This window comes from Pseudomonas tumuqii (assembly GCF_013184545.1).
GTDB lineage: Bacteria > Pseudomonadota > Gammaproteobacteria > Pseudomonadales > Pseudomonadaceae > Aquipseudomonas > Aquipseudomonas tumuqii.
Genome location: NZ_JAAOJA010000008.1, coordinates 186,896 through 202,713, shown reverse-complemented (window position 1 = coordinate 202,713; position 15,818 = coordinate 186,896). Strand labels below are relative to the sequence as shown.

9 protein-coding genes are annotated in these 15,818 nt (G+C 66.3%); all 9 read left to right on the top strand.

Translation table 11 applies throughout. The features are described from left to right. Nucleotides 1–120: 120 nt before the first annotated feature. Nucleotides 121–1,332: an MdtA/MuxA family multidrug efflux RND transporter periplasmic adaptor subunit gene (locus G9C89_RS16070; RefSeq protein ID WP_172149775.1), complete on the top strand. Its 1,212-nt coding sequence runs from the start codon at nt 121–123 to the stop codon at nt 1,330–1,332. Then, the gene (locus tag G9C89_RS16065) at nt 1,329–4,421 is read left to right on the top strand and encodes an MdtB/MuxB family multidrug efflux RND transporter permease subunit (protein ID WP_172149773.1); all 3,093 of its coding nucleotides are present in this window, start codon (nt 1,329–1,331) and stop codon (nt 4,419–4,421) included. Before G9C89_RS16070 ends, G9C89_RS16065 begins: the two co-directional genes overlap by 4 nt. A gap of 115 nt (nt 4,422–4,536) precedes the next feature. After that, nucleotides 4,537–7,644 (top strand): efflux RND transporter permease subunit, encoded by a 3,108-nt coding sequence (locus tag G9C89_RS16060; protein WP_172149771.1) that lies wholly within the window; start codon nt 4,537–4,539, stop codon nt 7,642–7,644. Nucleotides 7,645–7,771: 127 nt separating this feature from the next. Then, nucleotides 7,772–9,238 carry an efflux transporter outer membrane subunit gene (locus G9C89_RS16055; RefSeq protein ID WP_172149769.1) on the top strand — a complete coding sequence of 489 codons (1,467 nt, stop codon included), beginning with the start codon at nt 7,772–7,774 and terminating at the stop codon, nt 9,236–9,238. 100 nt (nt 9,239–9,338) lie between these two features. Next, complete coding sequence (locus G9C89_RS16050; protein WP_172149767.1) at nt 9,339–9,818, top strand: chemotaxis protein CheW; 480 nt, start codon at nt 9,339–9,341, stop codon at nt 9,816–9,818. Beyond that, a complete protein-coding gene (locus G9C89_RS16045) occupies nt 9,805–11,358 on the top strand; it encodes a CheR family methyltransferase (protein WP_172149765.1) in 1,554 nt (517 codons plus the stop codon). The genes G9C89_RS16050 and G9C89_RS16045 overlap by 14 nt, the downstream gene beginning before the upstream one ends. Then, nucleotides 11,343–11,951 (top strand): chemotaxis protein CheW, encoded by a 609-nt coding sequence (locus tag G9C89_RS16040; protein WP_172149763.1) that lies wholly within the window; start codon nt 11,343–11,345, stop codon nt 11,949–11,951. The genes G9C89_RS16045 and G9C89_RS16040 overlap by 16 nt, the downstream gene beginning before the upstream one ends. Before the next feature lie 23 nt (nt 11,952–11,974). Continuing rightward, nucleotides 11,975–13,612, top strand: a complete 1,638-nt coding sequence (locus tag G9C89_RS16035; RefSeq protein ID WP_218575939.1) for a methyl-accepting chemotaxis protein — start codon at nt 11,975–11,977, stop codon at nt 13,610–13,612. A 7-nt stretch (nt 13,613–13,619) separates the two neighbouring features. Further along, the gene (locus G9C89_RS16030; RefSeq protein ID WP_172149761.1) at nt 13,620–15,818 is read left to right on the top strand and encodes a hybrid sensor histidine kinase/response regulator; all 2,199 of its coding nucleotides are present in this window, start codon (nt 13,620–13,622) and stop codon (nt 15,816–15,818) included.

Here is a 15,818-nt window from a genome sequence, read left to right as displayed (position 1 = left end):
GTTTTCATTTGTGGCTCAGGGGCTTAGCCACGTCAGCCGGAGGTAAATAGCCGGTAAAGAGGCTTTGCTTCATGGCTGACACTGCTTATCGTTCAGGCATTCAAAGGAAGTGACCCTGCCATGCCTGAAACAACTGCAATACCCCGTACCTCGAAGCAGTCGCGCCAATGGCTGATCGGCCTGATTCTGTTGGCGTTGCTGCTCGTGCTGATCTGGTGGTTCTGGCCTGCCAAACCGCAGAGCCAGGCCGACGGTCGCTGGCGCGACGGCGGTCCGGTACCGGTGCGGGTGGTGACTGTCACGCAAGGCAGTTTCCCGGTCGAGCTGAAGGCCCTGGGCACCGTGACCGCCTACAACACGGTCAATGTGCGCGGCCGGGTGACAGGCGAGCTGGTCAAGCTGCTGTTCGAGGACGGCCAGCGGGTCAAGGCCGGCGATCTGCTCGCGGTGATCGATCCGCGGCCTTATGAAGTGGCCCTGCAACAGGCCCTGGGGGCGGAGCAGGAAAATCAGGCGCAGTTGCGCAATGCCGAGTCGGACCTGGCGCGTTACCGAGGCCTGTACGACGAAGACTCGATCGCCAAGCAGACCCTCGACACCCAGCAGGCCCTGGTCAATCAGTACCGCGGCACCCTCAAGAGCAATCAGGCGGCAGTGGCCGAGGCGCGCCTGAATCTGGACTTCACCCAGGTGCGCGCGCCGATCAGCGGACGGCTCGGCCTGCGTCAGGTGGATCTCGGCAACCTGGTCAATTCCAGCGATGCTCTGCCGCTGGTGGTGATTACCCAGACCCTGCCAATTTCCCTGATGTTCACCTTGCCCGAGGCCGAGTTGCCGGCGGTGCTGCGCCAGTTCCGGGCGGGGCAGACCTTGCGCGTCGAAGCCTGGGACCGCAACGAGAAACTCAAACTGGCCGAAGGGCGCCTCGAGAGCCTGGACAACCTGATCGATACCGCCACCGGTACGGTCAAGCTCAAGGCGCGCTTCGAGAATGCCGAAGAGCTGCTGTTCCCCAATCAGTTCGTCAACGTCCGCCTGCTGGTGGAAACCCGCGAGCGGGCCCTGCTGATTCCCGCGGCGGCCCTGCAGTTCGGTACGCGCGGTACCTTCGTCTATGTGATCGATGAGCACGACAAGGTGCAGGTGCGCCCGATCGTGGTCGGGCCGAGCAATGGCCAGATGACCCTGATCGAGGCGGGCGTCGCTGTCGGCGAGCGCCTGGTGCTGGAGGGCACCGACCGCCTGCGTGACGGCAGCACCGTCGAGGTGGTCGGCGAAGGCCAGGCACCGACCGCCAAACAAAGCACCGCGCGCACACCGGCAGACGCATGAACGCCTCCCGCCTGTTCATCCTGCGCCCGGTCGCCACCACCCTGATCATGCTGGCGATCTTCCTCAGCGGCCTGATCGCCTATCGCCTGCTGCCGGTGTCGGCGCTGCCCGAGGTGGATTACCCGACCATTCGCGTGATGACCCTCTATCCCGGCGCCAGCCCGGATGTGATGACCAGTGCGGTGACCGCGCCGCTGGAGCGCCAGCTCGGCCAGATGGCGGGCTTGAAGCAGATGTCCTCGACCAGCTCGGGCGGCGCCTCGGTGATCACCCTGCGCTTCAATCTGGACGTGCACCTGGATGTCGCCGAGCAGGAAGTGCAGGCCGCGATCAACGGCGCCAGCAACCTGCTGCCCGACGACCTGCCGGCGCCGCCGGTGTACAACAAGGTCAACCCGGCGGACACCCCGGTGCTGACCCTGGCGATACGTTCGGACAGCCTGCCGTTGCCGCAGGTCTTCGACCTGGTCGATACCCGCCTGGCGCAGAAACTGGCGCAAACCAGCGGCGTCGGCCTGGTCACCCTGGCCGGCGGCCAGCGCCCGGCGGTGCGTATCCGGGTCAATCCGCAGGCCCTGGCCGCCTATGGCCTGAACCTCTCCGATGTGCGCAGCCTGATCACCGCGAGCAACGTCAACCAGCCGAAGGGCAACTTCGACGGCCCGACCCGGGTCTCGCAACTGGATGCCAACGACCAGCTGAAGTCGCCGGACGAATACCGCGAGCTGATCTTGAGTTACCAGGACGGCGCGGCGCTGCGCCTGAAGGATGTCGCCGAGATCATCGATGGCGCGGAAAACAATCGCCTGGCGGCCTGGGCCAACCGCAACGAAGCGGTGCTGGTCAATGTCCAGCGCCAGCCCGGCGCCAATGTGATCGAGGTGGTCGAGCGCATCCAGGCCTTGCTGCCCAGCCTCAGCGAAGGCTTGCCGGCCAATGTCGAGGTCAGCGTGCTGACCGACCGCACCCAGACCATTCGCGCCGCGGTGACGGATGTGCAGCACGAGTTGCTGCTGGCGGTGCTGCTGGTGGTGCTGGTGACCTTCCTGTTCCTGCGCAAACTGTCGGCGACGATCATTCCGTCGATCGTCGTGCCGCTGTCGCTGATTGGCACTTTCGGCGTGATGTACCTGGCCGGCTTCACCATCAACAATCTGACCCTGATGGCCCTGACCATCGCCACCGGCTTCGTGGTCGACGACGCCATCGTCATGCTGGAAAACATCGCCCGCCACCTGGAAGCCGGCGAAACCCCGCTGAATGCGGCGCTCAAGGGCGCCAGGCAGATCGGCTTCACCCTGATCTCGCTGACCATCTCGCTGATTGCGGTGCTGATTCCGCTGCTGTTCATGGCCGATGTGGTGGGCCGGCTGTTCCGCGAGTTCGCCATCACCCTGGCGGTGGCGATCCTGATTTCCCTGGTGGTTTCGCTGACGCTGACGCCAATGATGTGCGCGCGCCTGCTCAAGCATGAGCCGCAGGCGCAGCAGGGGCGTTTCTACAAGGTCAGTGGTGTGTTGATCGACGGCATGATCGCGCGCTATGGCATCTGGCTGCAGTGGGTGCTCAAGCGTCAGCCGCTGACCCTGCTGGTCGCCATCGCCACCCTGGCCCTGACCGTGCTGCTCTACCTGGCCGTGCCCAAGGGCTTTTTCCCGGTGCAGGACACCGGGGTGATCCAGGGGATTTCCGAGGCGCCGCAGTCGATTTCCTTCGGCGCCATGAGCGAGCGCCAGCAGCGCCTGGCCGAGGTGATCCTGCAGGACCCGGCGGTGGTCAGCCTGTCGTCCTACATCGGCGTGGATGGCGACAACCCGACCCTCAACAGCGGGCGCCTGCTGATCAATCTCAAGCCGCATGCCGAGCGCGATGTAACCGCCAGCCAGGTGATCGAGCGCCTGCGACCGCAATTGGCCAAGCTCAGCGGCATCGAACTGTACCTGCAGCCGGTGCAGGACCTGACCATCGAGGATCGGGTCAGTCGTACCCAGTTCCAGTTCAGCCTGGAGTCGCCGGAGCAGGCGCTGCTGGAACAATGGGTGCCCAAACTGGTCGCCGCGCTGCGCCAGCAGCCACAACTCAGCGATGTCGCCAGCGACCTGCAAAGTCGTGGCCTGCAGGTGTTCCTTGAGATCGACCGGGACAGCGCCGGGCGCCTCGGCGTGAGCATCGCCGATATCGACGATGCCCTCTACGATGCCTTTGGCCAGCGGCAGATATCCACCATCTATACCCAGGCCAGCCAGTACCGGGTGGTGCTGGAAAGCGAAAATGCCGGCAGTATCGGCCCGGCCGCGCTGCGCCAGATCCATGTGGCGACAGCCGCAGGCGGGCAAATCCCCTTGTCGTCGCTGGCGAGCATCGACGAGCGCGCCGCCAGCCTGCTGATCAACCACATCGGCCAGTTCCCGGCGGCGACCCTGTCGTTCAACCTGGCCGCAGGGGTGTCCCTCGGCGAGGCGGTGGCGGTGATCGAACGGGTGCAGCAGGACATCGGCTTGCCGGGCGGGGTGCAGACCCAGTTCCAGGGCGCGGCCGAGGCCTTCCGCGCGTCCCTGTCGAGCACCCTGCTGCTGATCCTGGCGGCGATCGTCACCATGTACATCGTCCTCGGCGTGCTCTACGAGAGCTACATTCACCCGATCACCATCCTCTCGACCTTGCCTTCGGCCGGGGTCGGCGCGCTGCTGGCGTTGCTCTTGACCGGCAACGACCTGGGTCTGATCGCGATCATCGGCATCATTCTGTTGATCGGCATCGTCAAGAAGAACGCGATCATGATGATCGACTTCGCCCTCGATGCCGAGCGCAACCAGGGCATGCAGCCTGAGGCGGCGATCTATCAGGCGGCGCTGTTGCGTTTCCGGCCGATCCTGATGACCACCCTGGCCGCGCTGTTCGGCGCCATCCCGCTGATGCTGGCCTCCGGTTCCGGCGCCGAGCTGCGTCAGCCGCTGGGTCTGGTGATGGTCGGCGGGCTGCTGCTCAGCCAGCTGCTGACGCTGTTCACCACCCCGGTGATCTACCTGTACTTCGACCGCCTGTCGCGGCGCCTGACCGGACGCAGTGCGGCGGGGGTGTTGGTATGAGTGTTTTTTGTAGGAGCCAGCTTGCTGCGGTCCGGCGTCCCGGCGATCGGCGTCCCGGCGATGCGGCAGTGTTGTCTCGGATCGCCAGCAAGCTGGCTCCTACAGGGGCTGTGGCGTGAACCTGTCTTCGCCCTTTATCCGCCGGCCGGTGGCGACCCTGCTGCTGAGCCTGGCGATCTTGTTGCTCGGCGGCGTCAGCTTCGGCCTGTTGCCGGTGGCGCCGCTGCCGCAGATGGATTTCCCGACCATCACGGTGCAGGCCAGCCTGCCTGGCGCCAGCCCGCAGATCATGGCGGCGAGCGTGGCCACGCCGCTGGAGCGCTCGCTCGGCACCATCGCCGGGATCAGCCAGATGAACAGCCGCAGCAGCCAGGGCAACACGCGGATCATGCTGCAGTTCGAGCTGGACAAGGACATCAACGCCGCCGCCCGTGAGGTGCAGGCGGCGATCAATGCCGCGCGCGAGCTGTTGCCCAGCGGCATGCGCGCGATGCCGACCTATCGCAAGGTCAACCCGTCGCAGGCGCCGATCATGGTGCTGTCGCTGACCAGCGAGGTGCTCGACAAGGGCCAGCTGTATGACGTGGCTTCGACCATCCTGGCGCAGAAGCTCGCCCAGGTGAGCGGCGTCGGTGAAGTGACGATCGGCGGCAGCTCGCTGCCGGCGGTGCGCGTGGCCCTGGAGCCACGCCTGCTCGACCAGTACGGCATCGCCCTGGACGAGGTGCGCCAGGCGATCACCGCGGCCAACGCCAAGCGGCCGAAAGGTGCGGTGGAGCAGGGCGACCGGCACTGGCAGGTACAGGCCAGCGACCAGTTGGACAAGGCCGCCGATTACCTGCCGCTGATCATTCGCTATCAGGATGGCGCCGCCGTACGCCTGGGCGATGTGGCGACGGTCAGCGATGGGGTGGAGGATCGCTACAACAGCGGCTTCTACAATGACCAACAGGCCGTGCTGCTGGTGGTCAATCGCCAGAGCGGGGCCAATATCATCGAAACCATCGCCAGCATTCGCCAGCAGTTGCCGGCGTTGCGCGCGGTGATTCCGGCCAGCGTCGAGGTGGCAGTGGCGATGGATCGCTCGCCGGTGATCCGCGCCACCTTGCACGAGGCCGAGCGCACCCTGTTGATTGCCGTGGCCCTGGTGATTCTGGTGGTGTTCGCCTTCCTCGGCCGCTGGCGCGCGGCGTTGATCCCGGCGCTGGCGGTGCTGGTGTCGCTGGTCGGCACCTTCGCGGTGATGCACCTGCTCGGTTTTTCGCTGAACAACCTGTCGCTGATGGCACTGATCATCGCCACCGGCCTGGTGGTGGACGACGCCATCGTGGTGCTGGAAAACATCACCCGGCATATCGAGGCCGGCGACACGCCCATGGCCGCCGCATTCAAGGGCGCGCGCGAGGTGGGCTTCACCCTGCTGGCGATGAACCTGTCGCTGGTCGCGGTGTTCGTCTCGATCCTGTTCATGGGCGGCATCGTCGAGCGCCTGTTCCATGAGTTCGCCATCACCCTGGCAGTGGCCATCGTCATCTCCCTGCTGGTCTCGCTGACCCTGACGCCGATGCTCTGCGCGCGCTGGCTCAAACCCGAGAACCTGGCGCAGCCGGCCAATGCCCTGCAGCGCATCGGGGCGCGCGTGCAAGCGCGGGTACTGGGCGTTTACCAGCGCAGCCTGGATTGGGCGTTGCGGCATGCCTTGCTGATGCTGTTCAGCCTGCTGGCGACCATCGCCCTGAATGTATTCCTGTTCGTCAGCGTGCCCAAAACCTTCCTGCCGCAGCAGGACACCGGCCAGCTGATCGGCATGATCCGCGGCGACGACGGCCTGTCGTTCCAGGTCATGCAGCCGAAGATGGAAATCTTCCGCCGCGCGCTGCTGGCCGATCCGGCGGTGGACAGCGTGGCCGGTTTCATTGGTGGCTCGGGCGGGATCAACAACGCCTTCATGATCGTGCGGCTGAAACCGGTGAGCGAGCGCAAGCTGTCTTCGCAACAGGTGATCGAGCGCCTGCGCCGCATGGTGCCCAAGGTCCCCGGCGGGCGGATGTTCCTCATGCCCGACCAAGACCTGCAGATCGGCGGGCGTGAAGGGCGCAGCTCGGAGAACGAATACATGCTGCTGTCCGGCGATCTGGATCAGCTGCGCCAGTGGCTGCCGATTGTGCGCGAAGCGTTGCGCGCCTTGCCCGAACTCACCGATATCGACGCCAAGGAAACCGATGGCACCCAGCAGATCCGCCTGCTGGTCGACCGCGCTGCGGCTAAGCGCCTGGGCGTGGACATGGCGATGATCACCGGGGTGCTCAACAACGCCTTCAGCCAGCGCCAGGTGTCGACCATCTACGCCAGCCTCAACCAGTACAGCGTGGTGATGGAAATCAACCCGCAATACGCCCAGCATCCCGAAGCGCTGGAGCAGATCCAGTTGATCAGCGCCGCGGGCGCCCGGGTGCCGCTGTCGAGCTTCGCCCGCTGGGAGCGCAGCCTGGAAGAGGATCGGGTGCACCACCAGGGCCAGTTCGCCGCGGAGAATATCGGCTTCGCCCTGGCCGAAGGCGTCAGCCTGGAGCAGGCCAGTGTGGCCATCGAACGTACGGTGGCGCGCCTCAACCTGCCGACCGAGGTGCAGGGCATGCTCGGCGGCACCGGTGGCGCCTTCCAGCAGACCCAGCAGAACCAGCCCTGGATGATCCTGCTGGCGCTGGGCGTGGTGTATATCGTCCTCGGCGTGCTCTACGAGAGCTATATCCACCCGCTGACCATCCTCTCCACCTTGCCCTCGGCCGGAGTCGGCGCCTTGCTCGCGCTGCAGCTGATGAGCATCGAATTCAGCCTGATCTCGCTGCTCGGCCTGTTCCTGCTGATCGGCATTGTCAAGAAGAACGCCATCCTGATGATCGACCTGGCCCTGCAGCTGGAGCGTCAGGAGCAGCTGAGCCCGCAGGAGTCGATCCGCCGTGCCTGTCTGCTGCGTTTTCGGCCGATCATGATGACCACCCTGGCGGCGATCCTCGGCGCCCTGCCGCTGGTGCTGGGCAGCGCCGAAGGCTCGGAAATGCGTCAGCCGCTGGGCATCACCATCGTCGGCGGGCTGATCCTCAGCCAGTTGCTGACGCTCTACACCACCCCGGTGATCTACCTGTATTTCGATCGCCTGCGCCACCGGGTCAACCGCTGGCGCGGCGTGCGTACCGATGCTGCCCTGGAAACTCCGTTATGAACACTTATCTCCCAGTACGGTGTTGTGTCCAGCCGTCGGCGTTGAGTGCGGGGCAGTTCAACATCGTAGGGTGCTGACCCTGCATCGCCCAAACGCCTTATGCATCACCTGATTGGTACATAGCCTTATGAAAGCCCTAGTTGCCTACCGTTTACCCACCTTGCTGGCCTTGAGCCTGACCCTTGGCGCCTGCGCCATCGGCCCGGACTACCAGCGTCCGCCCCTGGCCACCGCGGTGCAGTTCAAGCAGATCGAAGGCTGGACCGCCGCGGTGCCCAGCGATGCGCTGGAGCGCGGCGCCTGGTGGGAGCTGTATGGCGATGACGAGTTGAACACCTTGGTCGGTCGCCTCAACCTGTCCAATCAGAACCTCGCCGCCAGCGAGGCCCAGTACCGCCAGGCCCGCGCCCTGGTACGTGGCGCGCGCGCGGCCTTCTATCCGAGCCTGTCGAGCAGCGCCGGGGTGACCCGGGCCGGGCAGGGCGGTGGCGACAGCACCCTGCGCACCGCGGACGGTTTCAGCGTCGGCGGCTCGAATGCGGCGAGCATCTCGAAGAGCTACGAGCTGAGCCTGAACGCCGCCTGGGAGCTGGATATCTGGGGCAAGCTGCGCCGCTCGCTGGAGTCCAGCCGCGCCGGCTTCGAGGCCAGCGCCGCCGATCTGGCCGCGCTCAAGCTCAGCCTGCAGGCCGAACTGGTGCAGACCTACCTGCAACTGCGCGTGCTGGATGATCAGCAGCGTCTGCTCGATGCCACCGTGGCTGCCTACGCGCGTTCGCTGCGCCTCACCGAAAACCAGTACAACGCCGGCATTGTGCCCAAATCCGACGTCAGCCAGGCACTGACCCAGCTGCGCAGTACCGAAGCCCAGGCCATTGACCTGAAGTGGCAGCGCGCCCAGCTGGAACACGCCATCGCCGTGCTGATCGGGGTGCCGCCGAGCGAGCTGAGCATCGCCGCCCGTGAACAATTGCCGGCCCTGCCTGAGATTCCCGTGGCGCTGCCCTCGCAACTGCTGGAACGCCGCCCGGACGTGGCCGCCGCCGAACGCCGGGTAATCGCCGCCAACGCCGAGATTGGCGTGGCCGAGGCCGCCTGGTACCCGGATCTGACCCTCTCGGCCACCGGCGGCTACCGTGGCAGCAGCTTCGCCGACTGGGTCAGCCTGCCCAACCGCTTCTGGTCGCTCGGTCCCGAGCTGGCGCTGAGCCTGTTCGACGGCGGCGCCCGCCGCGCCGAGCTGGAACGCAGCGAAGCCGCCTATGACCAGACGGTCGCGCAATACCGTCAGGCGGTGCTGGACAGCTTCCGCGAAGTCGAAGACTACCTGGTGCAGCTGCGCGTGCTGGAACAGGAGGCGGTGTTCCAGCAGCAGGCACTGGCCGCCGCCCGCGAGTCCCTGCGCCTGATCGAGAACCAGTACCGCGCCGGCGCCGTCGACTTCAACAGCGTGGTCAACGTGCAGGCCACCGCCTTGAACAACGAACGCAGCAACCTGACCCTGCTCGGCAGCCGTCTGACCGCCAGCGTGCAGTTGATTGCCGCCCTCGGTGGTGGCTGGCAGGCGCCTGCGTCGGATATGGCACAACCCTAGCCGCGCTGTCGCGAGTCTCTCGTCGCCGGCACTGGACGTTGGCCGCTTCTGAACTAGGGTTCTAGGAGGATATCCAGCGTACGGTAACAGGGACACATCTATGGACAGATTCGTGATGTTGCCCTTCTGGCTGGCCGATCAGCGTTTAGCGGTCACCCTCGATCAAGTGGTGCGTGTGCTGCCAGCGCTGCAGGCCACCCCCCTGCCCGGGGCGCCCGAAGCGGTCTGTGGGCTGGTCAATGTGCACGGCAAGCTGCTCCCTGTGGTGGATCTGGCCAGGCGTTTCGGCTGGGCCACGCCTGTGCTCAGCCTGTGGCAACCCTTCATCTGGCTGCGCAGCAGCACGCGCGAGCTCCTGCTCCCGGTGGCGCGGGTGGAGTCGGTGTGTAGCGCTGTGGCCGAGGACTTCATCCCGGCACCGGATCCGCGGGTGCCCTCCAGCCTGCTGCGCGGTGTGCTGCGGACCCGCGAAGGGCTGCTGCTGATCCAGGACGTCGAACAGCTGCTCAGCGATGGCGATGAGGTGCAGCTGGCTGCGCTGTTGACCGATGACGGGAGATTGGCCGATGCAGCGGACTGAAGCGCGCTGCTCGCCAGGTCTGTTGGCAGCCTTGAGTCACAAGGTGCACCAGCACCTGGGGATGGATTTCTCCGGGCCGCGGGGTGCCGACTTGCTGCGGCGTCTGCAGCTGCTGGCCCTGGAGTTGCAGGTCACGGATCTCGAGCCCTGGCTGCAGCACCTGGCCTTCGCCGACTGGGATGCGGCCCTGGTGCAGACGCTGATCCCCGCCTTCAGCGTCGGCGAGACCTATTTCCGTCGCGATGCCGAGGCGCTCGACTGGCTGGCCGTCAACCACCTGGGCCCGCTGCTGGCGCGCCGGCGCCAGGCCGGACAGCGCCGCCTGCGCCTGTGGAGTGCCGGCTGTTGCACCGGCGAAGAGGCCTACAGCCTGCTGTTCCTGCTCGATCGGCTGCTCGGCGCGGAGCGCGACAGCTGGACGCTGGAACTGCTTGCCAGTGACATCAACGCGGCCTTTCTCGCGCGGGCGGAGCAGAGCCTGTATGGCGCCAATGCCTTTCGTCGCAACGAGGAGGCCTTTCGCAGCCAGCACTTCGCGGCCGAGGGCCGCCTGTGGCGGGTGCGGCCGGCCTGGCGTGGGCGCATCCGGTTCATCCAGTACAACCTGGCCGATGGCCTGCACGCCTGCCCGATGCAAGGCGCCGACCTGATTCTCTGTCGCAACGTGCTGATGTATTTCTCGCCGAGCCGTGCGGCCAGTGTGCTGCACCGGCTGCTCGGCTGCCTGGATGGGGACGGGTTGTTGCTGCTGAGTGCGGTCGAGGCCGGGATCGCCACCCAGGCCGGATTCAATGGTTTCTGGGCCGGTTGCAACTATGCCCTGAACAGCAGCGCCGGGCGCGCCGCGCCCAGGCTCGCCAGCGTGCCGGCCGCCGCCGCGGCGCGCCAAGACATCTCGCCCGCCACCACGCCAAGCGTTGCCGGTGACCAGGCCCCGTGGCCACGCCGGACCGACTCGGTCGTTGGCGTCGACATGGCCTGGCCGCTGGTCAAGCGTGCGGATGCCGGAGCTCCGTCCGAGCGATTCTGGCAACAGGCGCAACGGTCCCTGGATGCCGGCGAGTACGCCACGGCCCGCGAAGCCCTGCTGGCCTATCTGGCCTGTGCCGGCCTGAGCCATGCCCAACAGCACCAGGCCTGCCTGCTGCTGGCGCGCAGTTGGGCCGACCAGCAGCACATCGACGAGGCGCAGGACTGGCTGCAGCGGGCGCTGCTGCTGGATCCCGGCTCGGTCATGGGTTACTGGCTGCAGGCCTTGCTGGCACAGCAGAGTGGCGATATTGCGGCGGCCCTGCTGGCGTTGCAGAAAACCCTCTATCTCGACCCCGGCTTCATCCTCGGCTACTTCCTGCAGGCGCGCCTGTTGCGGGTGCAAGGCCGTGGGCAAGCCAGCGACAAGGCGTTACAGGTCTGCCGCCAGTTGCTCGGCGAACAGGACGAGAAAGCGCTGGTAGCGCAAGGCGATGGCATGAGCTGTGGCCAACTGCTGCGCTTGTGCGAGCAATTGCTGGAGGAACAACACCCATGGCCGAACCAATGAACGACGATGCGCGCTGGTCGCAGGTGCATGAACGCCTGGCCGAGTTCGAACGACGTCTGCTCGATGGCTTCGCCATGGCCCCCGAACAATGGGCTGCCCGCTTGCGCGAGCGCACCCGGCAATGGGCCTGCGCGGAGCAGGCCGAAGCGCCGCAGGATCAACTGGAGGTGCTGACCTTCAGTCTCAGCAATGAGTTGTATGCCATCGGCAGCGAGCACGTCGCCCAGGTGCTGCCACTGAACCAGTACACGCCCTTGCCGAACACCCCGGCCTATGTGCTGGGCATCGTCAATGTGCGCGGCCGCATCGTCTCGGTGCTGGACCTGCGGGTGCTGTTCGAGCTGCCGATCGGCGGCCTTGCCGAGCGCAGCTTCCTGCTCATCCTGCACAGCGCGGAAATGGAGTTCGGCCTGTTGATCGACCGCGTCCTGGGGGTTGCGCAAATCCGCCGCACGGCCCTGCAAGGCGGGCCGGCCAACCTGTCCGGGGTGCGGGCGAACTATCTGCTGGGGGTAACCTCCGAGCAATCCACAGTACTCGACGGTGCGCGCCTGCTGGGTGACCCGAATTTGCGTGTGCTGGCCGACGATTAGCAATCTGGAGAGGGACAAGCGTGATGGATAACAAAGTTCTGCGGTTCAACATAGGCAGCAAGCTGATCCTGGCCTTCGCCCTGCTGATTCTGGGCTTTGGTGGCCTCTTGTACACCACCCTGGAGCGTTTCGTCAGTCTGCAAGCCAGCGAGGACAAGCAGTTCCAGCGTCACTACCAGCGCATTTCCGCGGTCAAGGAACTGCGCATCAATATCGCCGCCCAACGCAGCGAACTGCAATTGGCGATCAGAGCGGGAGCGCCGGAAGAGCTGGAGGCGCAGGAGGAGGTCATTCGCCAGCGCAGTGCGGACAATGATCGGCTGATCAAACAGCTGCAAACGGCGGTGAGTGATGACCCGCAGGCCAGTGACATTCTTGAGCAGTTATTGGCCGTGCGTAGCGCCTCGGCGCTTACCCGCGCCAAACAACTGCAGCTGATCCGCAGTGGCCAACAGGAGGAGGCGCAGCAACTGAGCGCGGGTGTGCAGCTGGACAGGTTCGAGCAGATTCACCAGTTGGGCCTGCAACTGGCCAAGCTGACCGATCAACGCATCGCTGAGGCCGTGGCGCAGTCGCGGCAGACGCTCGCGGCCCTGCGCGAACGCATTATCAATTTAAGCCTGCTGCTGGTCGGCGTCAGCGCCGTGCTGGCCTGGTTGCTCAGCCGGCATATCGCCCTGCCGCTGGCGCGCCTGACCGGCTGGGCCGAGCGGATCGGCCGCGGCGAGATCCCGCGCGAGGTCATTGCCAGCACCCGGCAGGACGAAGTAGGCCGGCTGGCCCAGGCATTCGGCGCCATGAGCCAGTACCTGCGTGAGCTGGTGCAGGAGATGAACGAGGGCATCGCGGTGCTGGCCAGCTCCAGCGAGGAGATTCTCGCCGCCACCAGCCAGGTGGCCTCGAGTACCCAGGAAACCGCCACCGCGATCAGCGAGATCGCCACCACGGTGGAGGAGGTCAAACAGACTGCGGTACTCGCCGGCAGCAAATCGCAGGCGGTCGCCGAAAGCACCGAACGCACCCGCCAGGTGGCCCAGGGCGGGCGTCAGGCGGTGGAGGAGGCGCTGGCCGGCATGCAGCAGATCCGCGAGCAGATGCAGGCGGTGGCCGAGAGCATCATGCGCCTGGGCGAGCAGAGCCAGGCGATCGGCGAAATCGTCGCCTCGGTCGGCGACCTGGCCGAGCAGTCCAACCTGCTCGGGGTCAACGCCTCGATCGAGGCGGTCAAGGCCGGCGAAACCGGCAAGGGCTTCTCGGTGGTGGCGCAGGAGGTCAAGGCCCTGGCCGAGCAGTCGAAGCAGGCCACCGCGCAGGTGCGCGGGATCCTCGGCGAGATCCAGAAAGCCATGACCCGGGCGGTGCTGCTGGCCGAGCAGGGCGGCAAGACGGTGGAAGCCGGCTACCAGCGGGCGCACGCCAGCGGCGAGGCGATCCGCAGCCTCAGCGGCAGTATCGAGACGTCCAGCGAGATGGCCCTGCAGATCGCCGCCACCAGCCAGCAACAGCTGATCGGCATGGACCAGGTCGCCGGCGCCATGGCCAATATCCGCCAGGCCAGCCAGGACAATGTCGGTGGCACCCGCCAGGTCGATCTGGCGGCGCGCAACCTGCACCAGTTGGGCCTCAAGCTCAAGGGCCTGGCGGATCGTTTTCAGCTGTGAGTGCGCCATGAGTCTGGATCGCAAAGCATTGCAACAACAACTGCTGGCCAGTTTTCGCGTGGAGGCGCAGGAGCGCCTCGGCGTGCTTGCCGACGGCCTGGCCAGCTGGCGCGAGGAGGGCGCCAGCCGCGAGTCGATCGAATCGCTGTTCCGTGAGGTGCACAGCCTCAAAGGCGCCGCGCGGGCGGTTGGCCTGCTGCCGATCGAGCAGCTCTGCCATGCCTGGGAGAGCCTGCTCGGCGCAGTGCGGGCGGGCACCCTGGAACTGACCCTGGTGCGGGTCGAGCTGTGCCGCTATGCCCTGCGCGTGGTGCAGAAGCTGCACGCAGGGCAACCTGCGGACGCTGAAGAGCAGGCACAGCTGATCGAGGACCTGGAGGCTGCCGCCCAGGGTGCTGCGATCCGTCTGCCCGAGCGCGTGGCGGCCATCCCCGCGGTGCCTGCCGAGCCCGGTACGCTGCGCGTCTCGGCCGGGCGTCTGGATGCCCTGCTGTTCCACAGCGAGGCCCTGTTGCAGCACAAACTCGAGGCCCGCGCCCATGCGCGTCTGCTCGGCGAACATCGCGCAGCCTGTGAACCGCAGCGCGGTCACCGACTGCTCGCCGGCGGAGCCCTGCAACGACTGCGCGAAAGTGCCCAAGCGCTGCCCACGGCGAGCCAGGATGCGCTCAAGGCGCTGCTCGATCATCTGGATTGGAGCCAGGCGCAGATGGATCGTCTGCACTTCGAGGCGATCCACCTGGAAAAGGCTGGCAAGCATCTGGCGCAGAGCCTGGCCCAGCTCTCCGAGTCCCTCGCCGAGGAGCTGCAGAGCGTGCTGCTGCTGGCTGGCAGCAGCCTGGTGGAAGGGCTGCCGGCGATGGTCCAGGATCTGGCCAGCCAGGCCGGCAAACGGGTGACGCTGCAGGTGCGCGGCGCCAGCCTGCAAGTCGACAAGCGCATTCTCGACGAACTGCGCAGCCCGCTCACCCACCTGCTGCGCAATGCCGTCGATCATGGCCTGGAGACCCCGGGACAGCGCGCAGCCTGCGGCAAGCCCGAGGTCGGCCTGATCCAGTTGGAGCTGATCCAGGAGTCGGCGGACCGTTTCGAACTGCGGGTGCAGGACGATGGCCGCGGCCTCGATCTGGCGCAACTCAAGGCCAAGGCCGTGGCCGCCGGTATGTTGAGCGAGGAACAGGCCCAGGCCCTGAGCGCGGCGGAGGCCAGCAAGCTGGTCTTCACCTCGGGGCTGTCGACCAGTGCACTGCTCACCGACCTGTCCGGGCGTGGCTTGGGCATGGCCATCGTGCAGGAATCGGTCGAGCGCATCGGCGGGCGCATCGAGCTGGAGTCCGCGCCCGGTCAGGGCGTCTGTATCCACCTGCATTTGCCGCTCAACCTGTCGACCTTTCGCGCGGTCATCGTGCGCAATGCCGAGCGGACCTTTGCCGTACCGGCGCTGGCGGTGGAGCGCTGCCTGCGCCTGCCGGCCGATGCCGTGAAGAACCAGGAAAACCGCCCGACCCTGGTCTTCGAGGGCGAGGTACTGCCCGTCTGGGCGCTCGCCGATGTGCTCGGTCTCACCTCCCAGGCGCGCGGCGACGGCTATCTGACCCTGTTGTTGCTCAAGGTGCGCGGCACACGTTTCGTCCTGCTGGTCGAGGAACTGCTCGGCGATCAGGAAATCACCGTGAAGAACCTCGGTCGGCAGTTGCTGCGAGTGCGTAACCTGCTCGGCGCGACCGTGCTCGGCGACGGCCAGCTGGTGCCGATCCTGCATCCGGGTGACCTCTACCGCAGCGCCCTGGCCACAACCGCCAGTACGCTGGTCCAGGCGCCTGCGAACGGACCGGACGTACGCAGCCAGCGGCTGCTGATCGCCGAAGACTCGTTCACCTCGCGCGGCCTGCTCAAGGCCATTCTCGAAGGTGCCGGCTATCAGGTGGCCACGGCGAGCGACGGTCTGGAAGCCTGGAATGCGTTGAAACAGGGACCTTTCGATCTGCTGGTGTCCGATGTGGAAATGCCGCGCATGGATGGTTTCAGCCTGACCAGCCGCATTCGCGCCGATCGCGAGCTGACGCAACTGCCGGTGGTGCTGGTGACGGCGCTGCATACGGCCGAAGACCGCGCCCGCGGCCTGCAGGCGGGCGCCAACGCCTACCTGGTGAAAAGCGGTTTCGAGCAGGACAGCCTGCTCGACGCCATTCGACGATTGATCTGA